At 69.9% G+C, this 21,466-nt stretch carries 20 protein-coding genes; 10 read left to right on the top strand and 10 right to left on the bottom strand.

Going from position 1 to position 21,466, the window contains the following annotated elements; genetic code table 11:
- Window positions 1-16: 16 nt before the first annotated feature.
- From ACIP6U_RS06125 to ACIP6U_RS06140, 4 genes are all read left to right on the top strand, one after another.
- Window positions 17-946, top strand: coding sequence for a DUF5829 family protein (locus ACIP6U_RS06125; protein WP_401714405.1), 930 nt, complete (start codon window positions 17-19; stop codon window positions 944-946).
- 185 nt (window positions 947-1,131) lie between these two features.
- Window positions 1,132-1,866 (top strand): hypothetical protein, encoded by a 735-nt coding sequence (locus ACIP6U_RS06130; RefSeq protein WP_401713619.1) that lies wholly within the window; start codon window positions 1,132-1,134, stop codon window positions 1,864-1,866.
- A gap of 110 nt (window positions 1,867-1,976) precedes the next feature.
- Window positions 1,977-3,104, top strand: a complete 1,128-nt coding sequence (locus tag ACIP6U_RS06135; protein ID WP_401713621.1) for a serine hydrolase domain-containing protein — start codon at window positions 1,977-1,979, stop codon at window positions 3,102-3,104.
- Window positions 3,101-3,778 (top strand): hypothetical protein, encoded by a 678-nt coding sequence (locus tag ACIP6U_RS06140; protein ID WP_401713623.1) that lies wholly within the window; start codon window positions 3,101-3,103, stop codon window positions 3,776-3,778. The genes ACIP6U_RS06135 and ACIP6U_RS06140 overlap by 4 nt, the downstream gene beginning before the upstream one ends.
- 30 nt (window positions 3,779-3,808) lie before the next feature.
- Here the strand turns inward: ACIP6U_RS06140 and ACIP6U_RS06145 are convergent, their stop codons facing one another.
- Both ACIP6U_RS06145 and ACIP6U_RS06150 read right to left on the bottom strand, forming a co-directional pair.
- On the bottom strand, window positions 3,809-4,576 hold the full coding sequence (locus tag ACIP6U_RS06145) for an SDR family oxidoreductase (RefSeq protein ID WP_401713625.1): 768 nt from the start codon (window positions 4,574-4,576) through the stop codon (window positions 3,809-3,811).
- A 135-nt stretch (window positions 4,577-4,711) separates the two neighbouring features.
- A complete protein-coding gene (locus ACIP6U_RS06150) occupies window positions 4,712-5,095 on the bottom strand; it encodes a VOC family protein (protein WP_401713626.1) in 384 nt (127 codons plus the stop codon).
- Between the two features lie 127 nt (window positions 5,096-5,222).
- On the opposite strand from ACIP6U_RS06150, the gene ACIP6U_RS06155 reads away from it, so the two are divergent.
- From ACIP6U_RS06155 to ACIP6U_RS06165, 3 genes are read left to right on the top strand one after another with little or no spacing between them, the layout of a single operon-like run.
- Window positions 5,223-6,272: an ABC transporter substrate-binding protein gene (locus ACIP6U_RS06155; RefSeq protein WP_401713628.1), complete on the top strand. Its 1,050-nt coding sequence runs from the start codon at window positions 5,223-5,225 to the stop codon at window positions 6,270-6,272.
- Complete coding sequence (locus ACIP6U_RS06160; protein ID WP_401713630.1) at window positions 6,269-7,258, top strand: FecCD family ABC transporter permease; 990 nt, start codon at window positions 6,269-6,271, stop codon at window positions 7,256-7,258. The genes ACIP6U_RS06155 and ACIP6U_RS06160 overlap by 4 nt, the downstream gene beginning before the upstream one ends.
- Before the next feature lie 2 nt (window positions 7,259-7,260).
- On the top strand, window positions 7,261-8,307 hold the full coding sequence (locus tag ACIP6U_RS06165) for a FecCD family ABC transporter permease (RefSeq protein WP_401713632.1): 1,047 nt from the start codon (window positions 7,261-7,263) through the stop codon (window positions 8,305-8,307).
- 65 nt (window positions 8,308-8,372) lie between these two features.
- On the opposite strand, the gene ACIP6U_RS06170 is transcribed toward ACIP6U_RS06165, so the two are convergent.
- Window positions 8,373-9,413, bottom strand: coding sequence for an NAD(P)-dependent alcohol dehydrogenase (locus ACIP6U_RS06170; RefSeq protein WP_401713634.1), 1,041 nt, complete (start codon window positions 9,411-9,413; stop codon window positions 8,373-8,375).
- Window positions 9,414-9,592: 179 nt separating this feature from the next.
- On the opposite strand from ACIP6U_RS06170, the gene ACIP6U_RS06175 reads away from it, so the two are divergent.
- The gene (locus ACIP6U_RS06175; RefSeq protein ID WP_401713636.1) at window positions 9,593-10,510 is read left to right on the top strand and encodes a helix-turn-helix domain-containing protein; all 918 of its coding nucleotides are present in this window, start codon (window positions 9,593-9,595) and stop codon (window positions 10,508-10,510) included.
- A gap of 3 nt (window positions 10,511-10,513) precedes the next feature.
- Here ACIP6U_RS06175 and ACIP6U_RS06180 read toward each other — a convergent pair whose 3' ends face one another.
- Both ACIP6U_RS06180 and ACIP6U_RS06185 read right to left on the bottom strand, forming a co-directional pair.
- A complete protein-coding gene (locus ACIP6U_RS06180) occupies window positions 10,514-11,317 on the bottom strand; it encodes a group II truncated hemoglobin (RefSeq protein WP_401713638.1) in 804 nt (267 codons plus the stop codon).
- Between the two features lie 62 nt (window positions 11,318-11,379).
- Window positions 11,380-11,931: a YceI family protein gene (locus tag ACIP6U_RS06185; protein WP_401713640.1), complete on the bottom strand. Its 552-nt coding sequence runs from the start codon at window positions 11,929-11,931 to the stop codon at window positions 11,380-11,382.
- A 214-nt stretch (window positions 11,932-12,145) separates the two neighbouring features.
- Here ACIP6U_RS06185 and sigJ point away from each other — a divergent pair, with 214 nt between their 5' ends.
- Window positions 12,146-13,030, top strand: coding sequence for an RNA polymerase sigma factor SigJ (gene sigJ, locus ACIP6U_RS06190; protein ID WP_401714406.1), 885 nt, complete (start codon window positions 12,146-12,148; stop codon window positions 13,028-13,030).
- Window positions 13,031-13,107: 77 nt separating this feature from the next.
- Here sigJ and ACIP6U_RS06195 read toward each other — a convergent pair whose 3' ends face one another.
- From ACIP6U_RS06195 to ACIP6U_RS06215, 5 genes are all read right to left on the bottom strand, one after another.
- Complete coding sequence (locus ACIP6U_RS06195; protein WP_401713641.1) at window positions 13,108-16,428, bottom strand: S8 family peptidase; 3,321 nt, start codon at window positions 16,426-16,428, stop codon at window positions 13,108-13,110.
- A 217-nt stretch (window positions 16,429-16,645) separates the two neighbouring features.
- Window positions 16,646-17,329 (bottom strand): ABC transporter ATP-binding protein, encoded by a 684-nt coding sequence (locus tag ACIP6U_RS06200; RefSeq protein ID WP_401713643.1) that lies wholly within the window; start codon window positions 17,327-17,329, stop codon window positions 16,646-16,648.
- 149 nt (window positions 17,330-17,478) lie between these two features.
- A complete protein-coding gene (locus ACIP6U_RS06205; RefSeq protein ID WP_401713645.1) occupies window positions 17,479-18,948 on the bottom strand; it encodes an ABC transporter permease in 1,470 nt (489 codons plus the stop codon).
- A gap of 135 nt (window positions 18,949-19,083) precedes the next feature.
- Window positions 19,084-20,349, bottom strand: a complete 1,266-nt coding sequence (locus ACIP6U_RS06210; protein WP_401713646.1) for an Ig-like domain-containing protein — start codon at window positions 20,347-20,349, stop codon at window positions 19,084-19,086.
- Window positions 20,350-20,608: 259 nt separating this feature from the next.
- Entirely contained in the window at window positions 20,609-20,986 is a 378-nt protein-coding gene (locus tag ACIP6U_RS06215) for a hypothetical protein (RefSeq protein WP_401713648.1), read from the bottom strand.
- 109 nt (window positions 20,987-21,095) lie between these two features.
- On the opposite strand from ACIP6U_RS06215, the gene ACIP6U_RS06220 reads away from it, so the two are divergent.
- Window positions 21,096-21,446, top strand: coding sequence for a hypothetical protein (locus tag ACIP6U_RS06220; RefSeq protein WP_401713650.1), 351 nt, complete (start codon window positions 21,096-21,098; stop codon window positions 21,444-21,446).
- Window positions 21,447-21,466 lie beyond the last annotated feature (20 nt).

The raw sequence follows: 21,466 nt of genomic DNA on the forward strand, positions 1-21,466 counted from the left end.
TCGTCGGACATTGCGGATGATCATCGTGCTCGCTGTGGCTCTCGCCGGAGCGATCGGGGGTGGGGTGGGGACGGCGCAGGCCGAGGGGAGCCGGGCCTCGGGCGACTCGTACGGGCGGCAGTTGCTGCTCTACAACCACTCCTACGGGGTTTTCGACCGGGAGACGGCCGACGCCATCGAACACTCCGACTACCTGCGGGAGTTCGCCAACTTCCAGGTGCGCACCACGACCGGCAGCGGCGGACAGACCTGGACCGGGCGCTATCTGCTGGGCCGTGAGACCTACGTGGAGCTGTTCGGAGTCGGTGACGTCCCCGGCCAGGACGGCACCCTCGGGTCCGCCGGGCTGGGTCTGTCGACCGAGCGGGCGGGGGACCTGGCGACGGTCACCGAGCGGCTGAAGGACGAAGGGGTCGCCGAGCCCATCGACTTCCTCCAGACCCGGGACTTCGGTGACGGCGTGCCCGTGCCGTGGTTCGACGCCGTCTTCACCGACACGCAGTACGACGCCTTCGGGGCCTGGGGGATGGAGTACCGGTCGGAGTACTTCGCCGATCCTCGCAGCAAGACCGAGCCGGCGAGCTTCCCCGGTGACGTCGGCCGCGAGCGCGTCCTTCCGGACGACTACAGCACCCATCTGATGCGTGACGTGACGTCCGTACGCATCGCGATCACCGCGGGCGACCTCGCCGACACCGTGCCGCTGCTGCGGGCCGGCGGGTTCTCCGTCCGGAGCGTGGCGGGCGGTGGCGTCGTCGCGGAGGGCGGCGGCACCACGATCCGGCTCAACGTCGTCCCGCGTGCCCAAGCGGGTTACCAGCGGGTCGAGATGTCCCTCAACCGGCCCGTGAAGGACCGGCACGTGGAGCAGATCGGCAACTCGACCCTCACGGTCGGCCCCGGCAGCCACGCGGTGTGGACGTTCGCCGCGAACGGCGCGCAGTAAGGGCATTGAGACGCAGGCAGTGGGTGCGCCCTCTCCACAGGGGGCGCACCTTCGCGTCCCGCCGGCCGATTGCCGATCCGTGCGTTGTCAGAGGCTCCGCCTACGCTCGGTCTCCTTCGAGGGCAGGCACCGGTGACAGGCTCCGGTGGCAGGCTCCGGTAGCGGGTTTCGGTGGAGGGGACGGCATGAGTTTCGATCTGGCGGTGTGGTTCGAACCCGGGCGGGTCTCGGCGTCGGCGGCGGCCGAGACGTACAAGTCGCTGTGCGACGGCGGCCCTTCGGCGGCGGGAGTGGTCGCGAACGACGCGGTGACCGCGTTCCATCGGGCGCTGGTCGTCGATTTCCCCGAACTCCCGGAGTCGGCGGCGGACTTCTCGCAGGCCGAGGCGTCCCCGTGGACGGCGGGTCTCGATGTGTCCGACGCGCACGTGATCATGCCGATCTCGTGGGGTCGGGCCGATGCGACCGCGACCGCGGTACTGGACCTCGCCGGCCGCCATGGGCTGGTCTGTTTCGACCCGCAGGCGGAGGTGCTCCACCTTCCGCCGGCGTTGCGCGGAACGGATGGCGGCGTGGAGGGCCCGGACGGCGCTGATGCGTTGAGCCTTCAGCCGTGCGTCGGGCTGAAGATCGAGGACCCCGACCTCGACGTGATCGAGCGCGCCGTACGCCGGCTGTCCCCGGAGAACTGGTTCCTGATCCTCGAGAAGCCCAACGGCCGCTTCGTCCAGGTCGGCCAAGGCCCCGACGCGGGTGTGGCCGTGGGCGAGTTCGCGGTCGAGCACCGGGACGGTTCGATGGAGCGGCACTACCGGTGCGTGCTGAACGACCGGGATCAAGTGACGGCGATCTTCACCGAGTTCGCGTCGGGGGCGGAGGCATGGAGCGTCGACGCGCGCTGGGAGAGCCTGTGGGCCTAGGAACCCGGAGCCGGCCTCCGCCGCCACCCTCGTCCCGCCCACCCCACTCCCCCATCACTCCCCCGAAAATCGGTTGCCCTCACCCCATCCCGGCGGGCTGAATACGACCCATGGCCGACATCCAGGGCTCCTACGACGACCTCTTCACCGCCGTGCCCAGCGCACTGGCCGCTCTGCTCGACGAGGGGGACGCCGGTGGAGCGGTGGCCGTCTTCGTGGACGGGGAGCCCGTGGTGGACGTGTGGGGCGGGTTCGCGGACGCGGCCCGCACCGTGCCGTGGCAGCGGGACACGATCGTCAACGTCTACTCCGTCACCAAGACCATGACCGCGCTCATCGCGCTGGTCCTCGCCGACCGCGGTGACCTGGACGTGGACGCGCCCGTCGCCCGCTACTGGCCGGAGTTCGCGGCGGCCGGCAAGGACGGCGTGCTGGTACGGCACCTGCTCTCGCACACCGCCGGCCTGCCCGACTTCGAGGGACAGTGGTCGGCCGAGGTCGCCTACGACTGGTCGTCCGCCACCGCCCGGCTCGCCGCGCAGGCCCCGGAGTGGGAACCGGGCACGGCGGCCGGATACCACTCGCTCACCCAGGGGTTCCTGGTCGGCGAGGTCGTGCGCCGGATCACCGGGCGCACCCCGGGTGAGTTCTTCGCCGACGAGATCGCCGGGCCGCTGGGCGCGGACTTCCACATGGGCCTGGCCGCCGAGCACGACGACCGGGTGGCGCTCACGGTCCCGCCCCCGTCCCACGACGAGGACTACCTCTCCAGCGCACCCGGCATCAGCGCCCCGACTCCGGCTCCCGGTACGGGAATCCGCGTCCGCGACGGGAACAGCGTGGCCTGGCGCCGCGCCCAGATCCCCGCCGCGAGCGGCTTCGGCAACGCCCGTTCGGTCGCCCTCGTGCAGTCGGTGATGGCGTGCGGCGGCGAGGTGGGCGGCGTACGGCTGTTGTCGCGGGCGGGGTGCGACCGGGCATGGGTGGAACAGTTCCAGGGCCAGGACCGCCTCCTGGGCATGCCCGTCCGATACGGCCTGGGCTACGGCCTGTTCGGCAACACCTACGGCTGGGGCGGCTGGGGCGGCTCCCTCGTCATGGTCGAACCCGAGGCCCGTACGGCGATCGCGTACGTCACCAACCAGATGCGCGAACCCGGCGACGACAGCCGGGGGTTGGAGATGGTGATGGCCGCGTACGACGGCCTCCAGGGACTGCGGGCGAAGGCGGGCAGGTGAGCGAGGGGGCGTCGTCGACGTCGACCGACGGGCTCACGCCCGCGACGCCCTCAACACCCTCGACGCCCGCACCGCACTCGGCACAAACGCCGACAGACCTCCCGGAGTTGGCCGCCCTGTGGCGCGACCGCCACCCGTCGGCCCCGCCCCTCGCCCACACCTTCCGCAGCACGTACCCGGACGTCTGGGTCCGCTTCCACAGCCTCCCCGGCTCGAAGCGCTACCCGGAGTCCGAGGACGAGTACGCGATCCTGCTGCACCGCTACAACACGGTCCTCGACGAGCTGTTCACGGGCCGCGAGGTGTACGTCGTGACCATGGACTGGTCGCTCACACCGACCGGCCCCGCCGGGTATCCGCACCGGCGGCGACTCCACCCCGCCGGTGTCCGCTGGTGGATCGACTCCGAAGCGGACGATCCCGACCCCGAGTTCCCCACCCACTTCCGCCTCTACGCCGACCTCCGCCCATGGCAACACGGCTGCGCCGACGCCCTGTTGCGCGCGGTCGCCGACTACACGCTCGCCGATGTCTTCGTGACCGACTCGGAACTCCGCCGTATCCACTGCCCGTACGACGGTGGCGCGGACGTCGTCCTCACCACCCCCGCCGAGCGGGACGCGCTCCGCGAGCGGCACGCCGACTGGCTGCCCCGCAACGCGGCCGGTCTCTAGACCCGCGCGCGTCACCCACCGACACCCCGCCTATCCCAACCGCTCCCCCAAGAACTCCTCCCACGTCCGCTTCCCGCGCTCCGCGCCCTCCACCGTCAGGTTCGCCCCCGCCCGGTACGCCCGCCCCACCTTCCCCGGCACCCGAACCGGCAGGGTCGGGCGGTTGCGGCGGCCGAGGATCCGACGGTACGGGCGGACCAGGGCGGGGAGGTCGTAGAGCTCGGGGCCGGTCAGGTCGGGGACCGGGCCGGCGGGGGCGGCCAGGGTCAACTCCGCCAGCCGCGCGGCGACTTCGCGGGTGTCGACCGGTTGGAGACGGAGGCCGCCGGGGGCCGGGAGGACGGGGAGCCTCGCCATCTTCTCGACCATGGTCAGGGCCAGGTCGTGGAACTGGGCCGCGCGCAGCGTCGTGAACGGGATGCCCGAGTCGGCGATCGCCTGCTCCGACGCGAGCTTCGTACGCAGCCAGGCCAGCGGGACACGGTCGGCGCCGACCACCGAGATGTAGATCAGGTGGCGGACGCCGGACACGCGGGCCGCCCGGACCAGGGTTCGGGTCGCCTCGTCGTCGCCCTTCGGGCCGCCGGACAGGTGGAGGACGGTCTCCGTGCCGTCGAGGGCCGCCGCCACTCCCTCCCCCTTGAGCAGGTCTCCCGTGACGTACTCGACGCCGTCGGCCGGAGGGCGGCCGTGGCGGGTCAGGACGCGGACCTCGTGGCCGGCCGACCGGAGGAGGGGGACGACATGGCGGCCGAGCGTGCCGGTTCCGCCGGTGACCAGGATGGGTGATGTCGGCATGGTCTCTGCTCCCTGTTCGTCGCGGTGAGGCTCTGTGCCTCACCGACATGACCCGGGAGCGCCGACGAATGTGACAGCCGACAGGGAGAAGTTTTCGGCGGGGATCGGCGGCGATCGGTGGGAATCGGTGGGGGATCAACCTCCGCTGCCGTACGGCCTGGTGAGGATCTCCAGGTTGTGGCCGTTCGGGTCGTCGAAGTAGGCGCCGCGGCCGCCGTCGTTGCGGTTGATCTCGCCGGGGCGGCGGTGGAAGGGGTCCGCCCAGTAGGTCAGACCCGTCGCCCGGACGCGGGCGAAGATGGTGTCGAAGTCGTCCTCCGAGACCAGGAACGCGTAGTGCTGCGGTGTGATGTGGCCGTCCGTGTCCATGTAGTCGAGCGTCACGCCGTTGGGGATCTCGACGGGGATGAACGGGCCGTACTGCGGGCTCACTTGCAGTCCCAGAATGTCGGCGAGGAACCGGGCCGACGTCTGCTTGTCATGTGCGGCGACGATGGTGTGGTTCAGCTGCACGGTCATCGTGTGGGCCTCCTCACGCCCAACATACTCCGCAGGGCAGTTAAGGTAAGGCTTGCCTTAACAGGATCAACGGCGATCCTCGTGACCGAGGTGATCGATGTGATCGACGTGTATCGGAGTAGCGCTCGTGCGTGCAGTGGGATTGAAGGCCGTCGTGGCCGCGACCGTCGTCGGAGGACTGCTCGCCGGGTGTTCCTCCTCGGACAGCGGTGACAGCGGCACCGAGAAGAAGGCCGGCGCGCAGAACAAGGTCATCGGCGCCTCCGAGGGACCGTCCGCCGCCCCCAGCGCGCTCGCCGAAGGCATGGGCGCCGACCCGGACACGGACGGGACGTTCCCGCGTACCGTCACGCACTTCGAGGGCAGGACGACCATCAAGGCGGCGCCCAAGAAGATCGCCGTGCTCAGCACCGGCCAGCTCGACGACCTGCTCTCGCTGGGGACCGTACCGGTGGCCACCACGCGCGCCGACAACGCCGGTCTGGTGCCCGACTATCTGGCGGACGCCTTCCCCAAGTACAAGGCGCAGCTGGCCGACATGACCGACGCGGGCACGCGGCAGGCGCCCAACCTGGAGACGCTCGCCGCCGCCGAGCCGGACCTGATCCTCGCCAACGACTCGCTCGGCGACCTCTATCCGAAGCTGTCGAAGATCGCGCCCACCGTGATCACCGCCGGCAACGGCATCAACTGGAAGCGCGACCTGCTGCTGGTCGGCGCCGCCATCGGCAAGGGGCAGCAGGCGCAGACGCTGCTCGACGGCATCGTCGGCGACGCGGCCGCGAAGGGGAGGACGGTCACGGGCGACCCGACCGTCTCCATGGTCCGCTTCACGCCCGACCGCACGCGCATGTTCGGTGTCTCCTCCTTCACCGGTTCCATCGCCGTCGACATGGGTCTCAAGCGGCCCAAGTCCCAGCAGTTCACGGCGATTTCGGAGGACCTCGGTGCGGAGAGCATCGACACCGCGGACGGCGACTGGATCTTCTACTCGGTCCAGGGCGACGCCGGCAAGACCGACGCCGCGTCCGTGCTCGCCGGGCCGCTGTGGAAGTCGATGGCCGGGGTCAAGGCCGGGCACGCGGTCAAGGTCGACGACGACCCCTGGTACCTCAACGCCGGTCCCACCGCCGCCCGTCTGGTCGTGACGCAGCTCGCCGAGCACCTCGGCACGTGATCCGACGCCTCGCCTGGCCGGCCGCCGCCCTCGTGGTGGCGGTCGCCGCGCTGCTCAGCCTCGCCGTCGGCACCCGGGCGATTCCGCCGTCCGCGGTGCTCGACGCCCTTGTGCACGGCGGGAGTTCACCGGACGCGCTGGTCGTACGGTCGCTGCGGCTGCCGCGTACCGAGGTCGGTCTCACCGCGGGCGCGGCGCTCGGCCTGGCCGGCGCGGCCCTCCAGGCCGTCACCCGCAACCCGCTCGCCGACCCCGGCATCCTCGGGCTGAGCCAGGGGGCGGCGGCGGGCGTGGTGTTCGCCATCGCGTTCGGGGCCGGCGGGTACGGCTTCGGCGGCTACGTCTGGTACGCCTTCGCCGGCGCGGTCGTGGCCGCGTTCCTCGTGTACGGGATCGCCTCGCGCGGGCGGGGAGGCGCGTCGCCGGTCAAACTCGCGCTCGCCGGCACCGCGTTGTCCGCGATGACCGCCGGCGCGACGACCGTCGTCCTCACCTCCAGCTCCGCCACGCTCGACCGGTTCCGGTTCTGGCAGGTGGGCTCGCTCAGCGGCCGGGACACCGACACGGTCGTCCGCATGTTGCCGTTCCTCCTGGTCGGGGCGCTGCTGGTGATCGGCTGCGCGCGCGGCCTGGACGCGCTGGCCCTCGGCGACGAGACGGCTCGGGCGCTGGGCCATCGGGTGGGTCCGGTACGGGGGTGTGCGGCGCTCGGCGCGACGCTGCTGACCGCCGCGGCCGTGGCTGCCGCGGGGCCGATCGCGTTCGTGGGGCTGGCGGTGCCGCATCTCGCTCGGCGGTTGGTGAGCGGGGGGTACCGGGCGGTGCTGCCGTTGTCCGCGTTGCTGGGGGCGGGGTTGTTGGTGGGGGCGGACGTCTTGGGGCGGGTGGTGAGGGCTCCGGCGGAGGTACCGGCGGGGGTCATGACGGCGTTGGTGGGCGTACCTGTGCTGGTGGTGCTCGTCCGCAGGAAAGGTACGGCGGCTTGAGCATGAGCGGTACGACAGCCCGTGCCTCAGTGGTACTGCGCCCCCACCCCCGTATCTCCCTTCTCCTGCACCGCCGTTCGGCGGTCGTCGCCGTTCTCCTCCTCTTCCTCCTCGCCACCGTCATGCTCGCCTCCGCCTGTCTTGGGCAGACGTACATCTCGCCTGCCGAGGTGTGGCACACCCTGCGTACCGGAAGCGGGCCCTACGAACTCGTCGTCTCGGAGCTGCGGGTCCCCCGAATCGTGCTGGGCGCCCTCGTCGGCGCGGCGCTCGGGCTGTCCGGGGCCCTCGTGCAGACCGTCACCCGCAATCCGCTGGCCAGTCCCGATGTGATCGGGGTCGGGCACGGGGCCGCCGCCGCGACCGTGCTGGCGCTGTCGACCGGGGTCGTCGCCTCGCCCGGCGCGTTGCCGATCGTGTCCGTGGCGGGCGGGCTTGCCGCCGCCGCGCTCGTGTACGTACTGGCGTGGCGGCAGGGGATGCAGCCGAGCCGGTTCGTGCTGACGGGTGTGGGGATCGGGGTCGCGCTCTCCGCCGTCGTGCAGCTGTATCTCACCGACAGCGAGCTGGAGGCCGCCGAGCAGGTCAAGCTGTGGCTGACGGGGAGCCTGAACGGGCGCGGCTGGGAGCAGGCCGGGCCGCTGGGTGTCGTACTGCTGCTGTCGCTGCCCGCGCTGGTGTGGGCGAGCCGGAGGACGCGGCCGCTCGGCCTCGACCCGGAGACGGCCGCCGCGCTCGGGGTGCGGGTGGACCGGGTCCGGCTCGGGCTGACCGTGCTCGGTGTCGTGCTCGCCGCGACCGCGACCGGGGCGGCGGGACCGATCGGGTTCGTCGCGCTGACCGCGCCGCAACTGGCCCGCCGGCTCACCCGGACACCTCAACTGCCGCTGCTCAACGCCGCGTTGACGGGTGCCGTGATCCTGGTCGGCGCCGATCTCGCGGCCCGTACCGTGCTGCCCCCGCTGGAGGTGCCGGTCGGCGCGCTGACCTCGCTCGTCGGCGGGCCGTACCTGCTGTGGCTGCTGGGGCGGCGTACGACGACGTACTGACGGCCCCGGAGGAGTGCGCCTCCGGGGCCGTCAGGTCTGCGCTCGCGACGGTTGCCGCGACGGGATCAGATCGTCGCCGTGTCGATCACGAAGCGGTACCGGACGTCGCTGTTCTGCACCCGCTCGTACGCCTCGTTGATCTCGGACGCGCTGATCAGCTCGATCTCCGCGCCCAGGGCGTGCTCGGCGCAGAAGTCCAGCATCTCCTGGGTCTCCCGGATGCCGCCGATGCCGGAGCCCGCGAGGGTCTTGCGGCCGCCGATCACCGAGAAGAGGTTGAGGGAGATGGGCTCCTCGGGGGCGCCGACGTTCACCAGGGCGCCGTCGGTGCGCAGCAGCGAGAGGAAGGCGCCGAAGTCCAGCGGCGCCGACACCGTGGAGATGATCAGGTCGAAGGTGCCGTGCAGCTCCTCGAAGGTCTTCGGGTCGCTGGTGGCGTAGTAGTGGTCGGCGCCCAGCTTCAGGCCGTCGTCCTGCTTGCGCAGCGACTGGGAGAGGACGGTGACCTCCGCGCCGAGCGCGTGCGCGATCTTGACGGCCATGTGGCCCAGGCCGCCGAATCCGACCACGGCGACCTTCTTGCCGGGGCCCGCGTTCCAGTGCTTGAGCGGGGAGTACGTGGTGATGCCGGCGCACAGGAGCGGGGCGGCGACGTCGAGGGAGAGGCCGTCGGGGATCCGGACGACGAAGTTCTCGTCGACGACGACCTTCTCCGAGTAGCCGCCGTAGGTGGGCTCGCCGTCCTTGCCGACGGCGTTGTACGTGCCGACGTTGCCGTTGGTGCAGTACTGCTCCAGGCCGGCCTTGCAGTTCTCGCACTCGCGGCACGAGTCGACCATGCAGCCGACGCCGACGCGGTCGCCGACCTTGTGCCTGGTGACGCCGGGGCCGACCTCGGAGACGATGCCCGCGATCTCGTGGCCCGGGACCATCGGGAAGATCGCCTCGCCCCAGCCCTCGTGGACCTGGTGGATGTCCGAGTGGCAGATACCGGCGAACTTGATGTCGATCAGGACGTCGAACTCGCCGACCGGGCGGCGTTCGATGGTGGTGCGCTCCAGCGGCGCCTTGGCGGCGGGGGCGGCGTACGCAGCAACGGTGGTCATGCCGGGATCTCCTAGCGGGGGTATGCGCCCGGTCGCCTTCAGATGTCTTTCTGACCGGGCACGACGTCCACACTGGCCCTCGCACGAGGATTCACCCAGACCACCGTTCTGCCTACGTCCAGCGTGCCTACCACTGGCGGGGACAGGCTGGTGTGCGTACGACCGGGAATACTGGACGTATGGATGGACAGCCAGATCCCGTACGGGAGCCCGCCGGCTCCCTCGACCCGCGTGCCGAGCTCAGCGAGTTCCTGCGCACCCGGCGGGCCCGGCTGAAGCCGGAGGACGTGGGGCTGCCGGACTTCGGGCGGCACCGGCGGGTACCCGGGCTGCGGCGCGAGGAGCTGTCGCAGCTGGCGGGCGTCTCGGTGGCGTACTACACGCGCCTTGAGCAGGGCAATGGGCGGAACGTGTCGTCGGAGGTGCTGGACTCGATCGCGCGGGCGCTGCGGCTGACCGACGCCGAGCACGCGCATCTGACGCATCTCGCGAAGCCGAAGCTCAAGAAGAAGCAGGCGGCGGCGTGCACCCAGCAGCAGGTGCGGTCCTCGCTGCGCGGGCTGCTGGAGACGATGGACAGCGTGCCCGCCTACATCTCGGGGCGGCGGACGGAGATCCTCGCCTGGAACCGGATGGCGGCGGCGGTCTTCGGCGACTGGGGCGAGCTGCCGCCGCAGGAGCGGAACTGGGCGCGGCTGGTGTTCCTGCGGCCCGACTACCGGGACCTCTTCGTCGACTGGGAGCAGAAGGCGATCGACATCGTCTGCGTGCTCCGGATGGACGCGGGCCGCTGCTCCGACGACCCCCGCCTCGCCACCCTCGTCGGCGAACTCTCCGTCAAGAGCGAGGACTTCCGGCGTCTGTGGGCCACCCACGACGTCAAGGAGAAGAGCTTCGGCGTCAAACGCCTCCACCACCCCCTGGTGGGCGACCTCGCCCTCCAGTTCGAGTCCTTCCGCCTGGCCGACGACACGGAACAGGGCCTGGTCGCCTACCACGCGGAACCGGGCACCCAGAGCGAGGAGTCACTACGCCTGCTGGCGAGCTGGGGAGCCGATGCGTCGCGGGCGGCCAGCAGTGTGAGGCCTTCGGCCTGAAGCTCACCCCTGATACGGCGGCATCGCGCCCCAGTTCCACTTCGGTACCGGCTGCTCCGCCGGTGGCTGGGCGTTCGGGCCTGAGAAGTACACCGCCAGCCTCGTGCCCCATTCCACGTACGCCAGGAACGCCGAGCGGAACTCCGCGTCCGTGGGGAGGGCCGCCTCGTCCGCCGCGTCCTGGATGAGGTTGACCCAGCGGCGGCGCTGCGGCTCGGTGATGTGTTTGCCCGCGTGCATCGCGACCATGTGGTTGTGGCCGCCCTGGGTGTGCGTGTACGTGGCCGGGCCGCCGAAGACCTCGCCGAGCCAGACGGCGACGTGCTCCGCGTGTTCGGGGGCCAGGTCGGCGAAGAGCGGGGACAGGAGGTCGTCCTTGAGGACCTTGTCGTAGAAGGCCGAGGTCAGGCGGGAGAAGGCCTCGGCGCCGCCCGCCCAGTCGTGGAGCGTCGGCAGCGCGGAGCCCGTGCCGCGTACCGGGGTCGGGGCGTAGTGGCGCATCTCCTCGATGTTCTCGATGTACGGGCGGATCTCCGCGAGGAAGCCGGGGAACAGCTCCGAGGTGCGGAAGCCCTTCAGGTGGTCCTCGGTCGAGGTCCAGGTGATGCGCAGGATGAAGTGCGCGTCGTTCCCGGTGTCCTCGCCGGTGTCGTCCCCGGTGTCGCCCTCGCGGCGCGTCAGTTCGTAGTCGACGCACTGGGGCGCCGCCGCCAGCTGAGCCGCCGCGCGCGTGTACGCGGCCACGAACTCGGCCGAGCGGGTCTGAGGAATGCGGTAGCGGATGTACTCGACGGTCTGTGTGGTCATGCGCTCACCGAAACACGCGCGGCCCACCGGACGCGGATCTTCCGGCGGGGCCTTCGCGCGTGTCAGCGCTGGGCGTAATGGATCAGCGCGACCTCCAGTTCCAGGGTCACCTTGTCGGCCAGCAGACGCCCGCCCCACCTCACGTTCCAGTCCCTGCGGTTGAGGATTCCCCGGCCGGTGAAGGCGATGTGGTCGCCGGTGCCGATACCAGTGCCGTTGCCGGTGCCGGTCAGTTCCAGGTCCACCGTGACCGGGCCGGTCGTGCCGCGGATCGTCAGGTCGCCGGTGAGCGTGAAGCGGGTCGCGCCGGTCCGGCGTACACGCGTCGACGTGAAGGTGATGTCCGGGTGGTGGTCGCCGTCCAGGAAGTCGGCGCCGCGCAGGTGCTCGTCCCGGCGGGCGTTGCCGGTCCGCAGGCCCCGCGTGCGGAGGGTCAGCCGGACCTCCGACTTCGACGGGTCCTCCCCGTCCAGGTGCGCCCCGCCCTCGAACTCCTCGAACCGCCCGCGCACCGTGCTGATCAGCATGGCCCGCGAGACGAACCCGATCCGGGTGCGGGTGGCGTCGAGAACGTAGTCCCCGGTGAGTGCGGCCTGCTCCGACAGGTCGTTCATGGTCTTCCTCCCTGTTTCCCTGTTTCCCTGGCTGTCTGAGGTGTCACAGCAGTACGACGAGAGCGGCCCGGAGAATGTCAGGGGCCCGCCTCACATTCCGGGCCGGCGTCTCGTCGTATCCATGAAGTCGTATCCATGAAGGTGATGACCTGCGATCCGTGAGGGAGGGACCGGCGTGAGCGAGGAGTCGGCCGAGGCGGGGCTCGACGCGATCATGAGCGAGCGGCGTCAACTCATCAATCTCGGCTACCGGTTGCTCGGTTCGCTGGCCGACGCCGAGGACGTCGTGCAGGAGACGTACGCCCGCTGGTACGCGATGCCGGTGGCGCAGCGGGATGCAGTCGCCGCGCCCGGCGGGTGGCTGACGACGGTCGCCAGCCGTATCTGCTTCGACCTGCTGCGCTCGGCACGGGCCCGGCGGGAGCGGTACGTCGGTGAGTGGATCCCGGAGCCGGTGCCCGACCGTACGGAGTGGACCGGCGGATGGGCCGGCGGCGCGGCGGCGGATCCGGCCGACCGGGTCACCCTCGACGAGTCGGTCAACATGGCCTTCCTCGTCGTGCTGGAGTCGATGACCCCGGCCGAGCGCGTCGCGTTCGTCCTGCACGACGTCTTCCGGTACTCCTTCGCCGACGTGGCGGAGATCGTCGGACGTACGCCGGGGGCGTGCCGTCAGCTGGCCTCGTCCGCCCGGCGTCGTATCCGCGCGGCACAGTCGTCGGCCGCCCCGGCGACCTCGGGAGCCCAACGCGCCGATGTCGTCCGGCACTTCAAGGAGGCGTGGGAGGCGCAGGACATCGACGCCCTCGTCCGCCTCCTCGATCCCGACGCCACCGCGACCGGCGACGGCGGCGGCCTCGCCAGCGCCGCGCCCCGCCCGGTCCGCGGCGGCGAGGCGGTCGCGCGCTACTTCGCCGACCTGATGGCCAGGGCTCCGGTGAAGGTGATCGTCCTGGAGCGTACGGTCAACGGCCAGGCGGGGCTGGTGGCGCAGGTCGCCGGCGTCACGGAGGTGGTGCTGGCCTTCGACGTCGCGGGCGACCGGATCCGGCACGTGTGGGGCGTGCGGAACCCGGAGAAGCTCCGTTCCTGGAGCTGAGTCCGGGTCCCGGGATGCGAAAGGCCCGCCGGAGGTACTACCTCCGGCGGGCGTTCGTTCACTCGCGGGCTAGCGGCTCACTTGCCGTAGTACGCGTTGTAGATCGAGATCGTCGACTTGTTGTTCTTCTTGTCGGTGATCTTCGCGTGGAAGGAGATGGCCTTCCCCTTCTCCGGGTTCTTGACCTTGATCTTGCCGCCCACGACGCTGACCTTCTTCCAGGTCTGGCCGTAGTCGTAGGAGACGTACACCGACAGCGACTTGAGGTTGCTGCCCTTGGCCGAGCCCTCGACGGAGACCGGGATGGAGACCGTCTTGCCGGCCTCGACCCGGTTGTCCAGACCCGTGGTCGCGTTGAAGCGGACCGTGGAGGCCGGGAGCTTGGTGAGGTTGGTGCTCTTCTTCGAGCGGAACGTGAAGCTCGCGTCGATGCGGGTGGAGGCCGCCGCGACCTTGACGCTGCGCTTGACCGAGGTGGTCAGCTTGTAGTCGGCCGCGGCCGACGGGACCGTGAACAGGCCGTCGCCGAACAGCGGGTCGTGGTTGGAGGAGACCTTGCGGCCGTTGCGGTACAGGGTCGTGTCGGCCGAGGTGAAGGTCGACGAACCCGCGTGGCCCTTGCCGTCGGCGAACAGCGGCACGACGCCGAAGATGCTGTTGCCGTCGCGGTACAGGCCGAACTCGGAGGTGAGACGCGGTCCGAAGACGGCCGTGTTGAAGGTCGTCGAGTACGTCTTGCCGCCCTTGTAGGACTGCAGCGAGCCGATCGTGTAGTAGGCCTCCGAGGTCGGGAAGCCGTCCGGGTCGACACCGCCGTACTGCTCGAAGCCCACGTCCCACTTCACGCCACCGCCGGTGGACACGTGCAGGGTGCGGGTGCCGGGCAGGTTCTGCGTGATGCCGATACCGGAGGCGCCGCTGCTCTGCGGCAGCCAGCCGATCGCGCTCACGGCGCCCTTCTTGCCGCTCGCGCCGGAGCCCAGGCCCACCTTCACCTTGGCCAGTTCACTCGCCTTGTAGTGCTTGGTGTAACCGTTGGCGAGCTGCTTGACGACGCCGCCGACCGTGGTGTTGTACTCCTCGGTCGCTCCCTTGGTCCAGTGACCGTCCCACTGCTGGGTCAGCGAACCGTCGGTGATCTGGGCGCCGAGACCCTTCGAGCGGAAGTTCTCGAAGGTGTCCAGCCACCAGCCGAAGCCGTAGCCGGAGTTGCCGACCTGGATCGCGTAGTCCGCGGACGCGAACACCGACGTGGCGCCGGTGTCCGGGATGGTGATGTCCACCGGCTTCGCGGTCCGTGCGTCCAGCGTGATCGTCATGTTCTTGGTGACGCTCAGCTTCGGCTGGGCCAGCCAGTCGATGCCCTTGGTGGCGTCCTCCGGGTCGACGAAGATGCCGGTGTCCAGGACGTAACCGCCCTTGGGCACCCGGGTGGTCACGGTGCCGGAGGCGTCGTACGGCGTGAACCACTTGTCCTGGCCGAGGCCGCTGACCCCGGACAGGCTCGCGTTGTAGTACGGCGCCGGCCGGCCGTCACGGCCGACGAACTTCAGCGTGACGGAGTACGACTCCACCTCGCGCTGCACGGCCGCGGCCGTCCGCACGGTCTGGCCGTCGCCCGTCGCGGTCACGTACGCGGAGTACGCGCCGTCGAGCGTGCCGCCCAGCTTGGTGTTGACGGTCAGGTCCACGGAGGCCTTGCCGCCGGCCGGGACCGTGACCGTGGTGGCACCGAGCTTGAAGAAGCCGGCCGGAGCGGCCTGCCCCTTCGGGTTGGTGGCGGTCGCCGCCAGCTTCAGCGTGACGTCCTTCGTACCGAGGTTGCGGTACGTCACCTGCTTGGTGACCGGGGTGTCGTCGGTGTGCGGCCACTGCTGGACGCCGAAGCTCACCGACACCGGGTCGGCGATCACCGTCTGCTTGATGGCCTTGTCGACCTGGATGCGGCCCGAACCCTGCTGGAACGGCGTGTACTTGCCGCCCTTGGTGGATCCGGTCAGCGCGCCCTTCAGCTCGGCGAAGCCCCAGTCGGGGTGCTGCTGCTTCAGGATCGCCGCCGCGCCCGCCACGTGCGGGGTCGCCATCGACGTACCGGAGATGGTCAGGTAGCCCGGGGGCTTCTCACCGACCTCCTTGTCGATGACGCTGCCCGGGGCCGCGGCCGCGGTGATGTCCACGCCGGGGGCGGTCACGTCGGGCTTGATCTGCCCGTCGAGGCCGGGGCCGCGGCTGGAGAAGGACGCCAGCTTGTCCTTGTCGTCGACCGCGCCGACGGTCAGCGCGTCGGCGGCGGTGCCCGGCGAGCCGATGGTCTCGTCGCCGAAGTCACCGGAGTTGCCGGCGGCGATGGCGAACAGGATGCCTTTCTCCTCGGACAGCTTGTTCACCTCGGCTTCGAGCGGGTCGATCTCCGGGGTGTCACCGCCGCCCAGGCTCAGGTTGACGACGTTGGCGCCCTGCTCGGCCGCCCACTCCATGCCCGCGATGATCTGCGAGTCGTCGCCGTAGCCGTCGTCGCTGAGCACCTTGCCGTTGAGCAGCTTGGCACCCGGGGCGACACCCTTGTACTTGCCGTTCGACTTCGCGCCCGTGCCGGCCGCGATGGACGCGACATGCGTGCCGTGGCCGAACTTGTCGGTGGCGTCGGGCGAGGTGGAGAAGTTCTTGGCCGCGATCACCTGGTCCTTGAGGTCCGGGTGGGTCGCGTCGACGCCGGTGTCGAGGACGGCGATCTTGACGCCCTTGCCGTCGTAGCCGGCGGCCCACGCGGTGGGGGCGCCGATCTGCGGCACGGACTTGTCGAGGCTGGCCTTGCGGACGCCGTCGAGCCAGACGTGCGCGATGCCGGAGGCCGTCTTGGAACCGTTGGTCACCGCGTCCCACAGCTCGGGCGCGTCCTGCTTCGGCGTCTGTACCGCGTCCGCGTTGAGCGTGGTGAGGCTGTGCCGGAGCTTGCCCGCGTCCCGGACGTCGGCCTTGGCCGCGGCTGCCGCGCCCTTGTAGCCGACGATGACCTTCAGTCCCTGCTTCTGGGACGCGCGGGTCGTGGCCTTGTTCAACTCGGTTACGTCGAACAGCCGTTGGTCGACCTTGCCGGTCGCGATCAGACGGGCGACGTCGGCCGGTACGACCAGGGTGTGGCCGTCGGTCTTGCGGATCTGGACGGGTATGTGCTCGCGCCCCTTCGCCGGCTCCAGGCCGACGACCCGGCCCTTGGCGTCGACGGAGACGCGGTCACCGGTGATCAGGGTGATGCGGTGCTTCGTGAGCGACGACTTGGCCGCCTGGGCCGAAGTGGTGCCGGTCTGCTCCACCTTGGCCTGCGCCGGGCTGGTCATGCCCGCCGCGAGGGCCACGGCGGCGGCCGCGGCGATCGTGCCCGCGCACGCCTTTTTCACTTGTCTGCGCAAAACTCCCCCTAGCAGAAGTACCGGGCGAATACTCCCCGTTCACCCGGCCGGGGGTGGTCCCGCACATGCGTGCGCCCCCCGGAATACGCAGTATGCCGGGGGGCGATCAGGCGCCTCAAGAGATGAGAGGGCGGTAAGAACTGGGTTGGAAGACTGTTACGCGACCGCGGGAAAGCCGTTACGTTTTCGCGCGGTTCACGCCCCGTCATGCCCCCGCGTTCTCCTTGACAGTGATGCGTCCCTTGCGAATCGTCGCGACCCGAGGGGCCTTCTTCGCGATCGAGGAGTCGTGGGTGACCATGATGAAGGTCAGCCCCAACTCCTTCCACATGCGCTCCAGTACGTCCATGATCTCGTCGCGCATCGACTCGTCGAGGTTGCCGGTGGGCTCGTCGGCGAGCAGCACCTTCGGTTCCTTGACGAGCGCGCGGGCGATCGCGACGCGCTGCTGCTGGCCGCCGGACATCTCGGACGGCAGATGCCCGAGGCGTTCGCCGAGCCCGACCGACTTCAGCGCCTCGGCCGCCCGTTCGCGGCGGTCCTTGCCCTTGATGCCGAGGGGGACGAGGGCGGTCTCCACGTTCTCCTGGGCGGTGAGGGTGGGGATGAGGTTGAAGGACTGGAAGACGAAGCCGATGTTCTCGCTGCGGACCTTTGTCAGGCGGGCCTCGGAGAGCTTGGCCAAGTCGGTGCCGTCGAGGGTGACTTCACCTGCGGTGGGCCGGTCGAGGGCGCCGAGCATCTGCAGCAGGGTGGACTTGCCGCCGCCGGTGGGGCCCTGGATGACCAGGCGGTCACCGTCCGCGATGTTGAGGTCGACGTTGTCCAGGGCGACGACCGCTTCCTTGCCGCGGGTGTAGCGCTTGGTGACGCCTCTTAGTTCGTACATGGTCCAACTCCTGGGAAGATTCGGGGTGGTGCGTGTCGTCTCTCGGCTGCGGGCCGGTGGGGGCTGGTCGCGCTCACGCGGCGGAGCCGCACATTGATGCAGCCCCGCGCCCCTGGTTGGCTCACTCGGCCTTGCCCGCGAAGTAGCCGCTACTCCACGCGACGCAGAGCATCCGCCGGGCGGAGCCTCGATGCTCGCCAGCCGCCGAACGCGCCGGCGATCAGGCCACCCGCCACCGCGAGGCCCACCGCGAGGACGACCGTCGTGACGCTCACCGGGGCGGTGAGGGCGACATCGAGGGTCTTGGCGGTCGCGCGGGCCGGGCCGCCGAAGCCGCCGCCACCGCCGCCGCCGGGACCACCCGCACCGCCACCGCCACCGGTGCTGCCCATCTGGGCGGACAGGGTGGGGCTGATGGCCGTGACCACATACGCGCCCGCCAGGCCGACGGCGATGCCGAGGGCGCCGCCGAGCAGACCGTTGACGACCGCTTCGCCGACGACCTGGCGGGTCACGCGGCCGGACTTCCAGCCGAGGGCCTTGAGGGTGCCGAACTCGCGGACGCGACGGGAGACGGCGGAGGAGGTGAGGAGTCCGGCGACCAGGAACGCGGCGATCAGGACCGCGATCGACAGCCACTTGCCGACGCTGGTGGCGAGGGAGGAGGCGGTGGAGAGGGAGCCGGAGACGGTGTCCGCGAGGTCGGCGGAGGTGGTGACCGTCGTACCCGAGACGTTCTTCTGGATCGTCGACTTGACCGAGCTGATCTGCTGGGAGTCGGTCGCCTTGACGTAGATCGTGGTGACCTTGTTCTTCGAGTCGCTGAGCGTCTGCGCCTGCGTGAGCGGGATGTACAGGTTGGCCGCCGAGTCGCCGCTGTCGGCGGTGGCGATGCCGATCACCTTGAACTTGACCTTCTTGATGGTGATCGTGGAGCCGACCTTGTACTTCTTCTCCTTGGCGTAGGCCGAGTCGACGACGACGACCTTGGAGTTGGTCTCCGTCGTCTTGAAGGTACGGCCGCTGGTGATCTTCGAGGAGGTCAGCGGGCCGAGGGCGGGCTTGGTGACGTCGGCGCCGTAGACGGAGTAGCTGTTGACGTCGAAGTTGGCGCCGCCGCCCTGGACCTCGCCCTGCGGCTGACCGCCGCCGCCACCGTTCTGACCGCCGCCGTTCTGGCCGCCGCCGCCCTGCTGCTGGAACTGGCCGCGGGTGAACTGCCCGTTGACCTTGATGACTTGGAGGCTCAGCCCGCCGACGGCGTCGGAGACACCGCTCTGCGAACCGACCTTGGAGACCGTCGTGTTCGCCAGGGTCTGGAAGCCCTGCACCATCACGCGGTCACTGCTCTGCTCGGAGTCGGAACCGTCGGCCTGCGCGTCGAAGTTGAAGCGCGGCCGGTCCGTGGTGCTCGTGGAGGCGGCGGCGGCCTTGGTGACCGTCATGTCCGTACCGAGGCCGTACAGCGACTGGAGGACCTTGTCCTGCGCCTTCCCCATGCCGGAGGACACGGAGTTGACCACGATGACGAGCGCGATACCCAGCGCGAGCCCGGAGGCGACGACGAGGGCCGCCTTTCTGCGGCGGCGCAGTTCGCGCCTCAGGTAGGTGAAGAACATGGCCGCAAGCTAGGTACAGCGCGTGATGACTGGATAAGGCCGACATAAAAGAACGATGAGAAGGCTGTGCGGAGTCCCGGAAACACCGATGCCGCCCCTGGGGGCGGCATCGGAAAGCTGTGTACTCCTGGCAGATCAGACCGCCGATCCGGCCTTCCAGTCCGCCCAGCTCAGGTTCCAGCCGTTGAGGCCGTTGTCCGGGGAGACCGTCTTGTCGCCGGTGTTCTGGACCACCACCACGTCGCCGACGATGGAGTGGGTGTAGAACCAGTAGCCCGCAGTGCCCGTGTCGTTGGCGCCCTTGGTGTCGGACAGGCCCACGCAGCCGTGGCTGGTGTTCACGCTGCCGAAGACGGACTTGGCGCCCCAGTAGTTGCCGTGCACGAAGGTGCCGGAGTTGGTGAGCCGGATGGCGTGGGGCACGTCCTTGATGTCGTACTCGCCCTTGCCGTCGTCATCGGTGAAGCCCACGGTCGCGCCGTTCATGCGCGTCTCCTTGAACTTCTCCGACATCACCATGATGCCTTCGTAGGTCTTGTTCTCCGGCGAACCGGCCGAGATCGGGATGGTCTTGATCGTCGCGCCGTTGTGCGTGATCTTCATCTGCTTGGTCTTCGCGTCGACGTAACTCACCTGGTTACGGCCGATCTTGAAGGTCACCGTCTTCTGCTGCACACCGTAGACACCGGACGCGCCCTCGACGCCGTCGAGCGCGAGCTTCAGCGTGACGGTGGAGTTCTCGGTCCAGTACTTGTCGGGGCGGAAGTCGATGCGGTTGGCGTTGAACCAGTGCCCCACGACCTCCTGGCCGCTGCTGGAGGAGACCGTGATGGCCTTCTGGACCGCGGCCTTCTCGGTGATCGCCTTGTCGAAGTTGATCGACACCGGCATGCCCACACCGACGGTCGAGCCGTCCTCCGGCGTGAAGTTCCCTATGAAGCTGTTGGCCGGGGAGACCGTGGTGAACGAGGCGTTCTCGTGGGCGACGCGGCCGTCCGAGTCCTTCGCGGCGGCGGCCAGCTTGTAGGTGGTCGAGCGCTCCAGCTGGGTGGTCGGCTTCCAGCTGGTCTTGTCAGCCGACAGCTCGCCGGCGACCTTCGCGCCGTCGGCCGTCGTCATCGACACGGTCGTGAGCGTGCCCTTGCTGACGGTCACCGCGGCCGAGTTGTTGATCGACGCGTTGTCCGAGCCGTCCTTGGGCGTGATCTTGATGTCGGCCACGGACGTCTTCTTGGCCGCCGCCTCGTCCGCCTTGGCCTGCGAGGACTCGCTGCTCCCGCTGGAGGCGTCGTCGTCACCGCCGCTGGAACACGCCGAGAGCACCAGCACACCGCCGAGCAGTGCGGCCGCGACCGAGAGGCCCCTGCGCCGCTTACTGTCCGTCATCACACGCTTCTCCATCGCTGCCGATATCCCCAAAACCCCGAGAGTCCCCGTGAGCACGAAGGTCCCCGTCGACCATGAAGGTCCTCGCCGACACGCAACCCCCGTCAACGAACTTCAACGCTACGACCGGATCTCCCGTTGCAAAATCCCGCTACATGTGGGGCACGCCACGTCCGCCGGGGCGGGTGGTGCGGATGTCGGTCCGTGCGCCACCTGAGACGACGAAACCCCGGCCGGCGGTTGCCACCCGGGGTCACGTTTTCCCCAAGTCGCGTCAGGAGGCGCCGCGCGGCGCCTCGCCGACCCCGTCGTCCTCGACGTCGTCCTCCACATCTCCTTCGTCATCATCCTCGTCCAGATCCCAATCCGGCGAATCGGGGTCGTAGTCGATCGGCTCGCTCGACCAGGAGGCCTGCGCGAGTTCGACCCCGGGCACCTCGCTGACCAGGTCGAACGGATCGACCAGATACGCGAGCGCCTCGGCGGTGTCTTCCGTCACAGCGTCCTCGGCGTGTACCCGCTCATCGGCCGGCATATCGTCCTCCGCGGCGATCCGGCGCAGTGCGGCCTTCGTCACGGCGTCCGCGTCGTCGACTTCGAGGACGAGTTCCACGCGAAGCCGTACAAATCGTGAGGTCTCTTCAAGGCTCATGCCGGGAGCGTAAGGCCCACAGCTCCCGTGACTTTCCCGTGACCCGCTCCTTTCACTAACATCGGCCCACACGGCCAATTCGCCAGCGCCACAAGGGGATCGATATTCCGTGTCATCCGTTCGCCGTCCGTTGCTGACCGCCACCGCCGCGGGGACCCTGCTGGGTGCCCTGTGGTTCGTCCCGTCCGCCAACGCGACTCAGGACACCCCGGTCAGAGACCAGCCATCGGCGACCGCGACGACGCAGGCCAGGGCCACTTCGCAGACCTCGGAGCAGACCGCGGACCAGACCTCCGCGGACACCGACCCGGCGTCCGACGAGGCGGTCGGGAGCGAGACCCGGCTGGCCGACACGGGCAGCTTCGACACGACTCCGTACGTCGTCGGCGGGACCCTGTTCCTCACGCTGGGTGCCGGGTTCGTCGTCTACTCGGTGCGTCGCGAACGGCTCGGGTTCTAACCCGCTTGACGTTTCCTTGA

It is taken from the genome of Streptomyces sp. NPDC088794 (genome assembly GCF_044750545.1).
GTDB lineage: Bacteria > Actinomycetota > Actinomycetes > Streptomycetales > Streptomycetaceae > Streptomyces.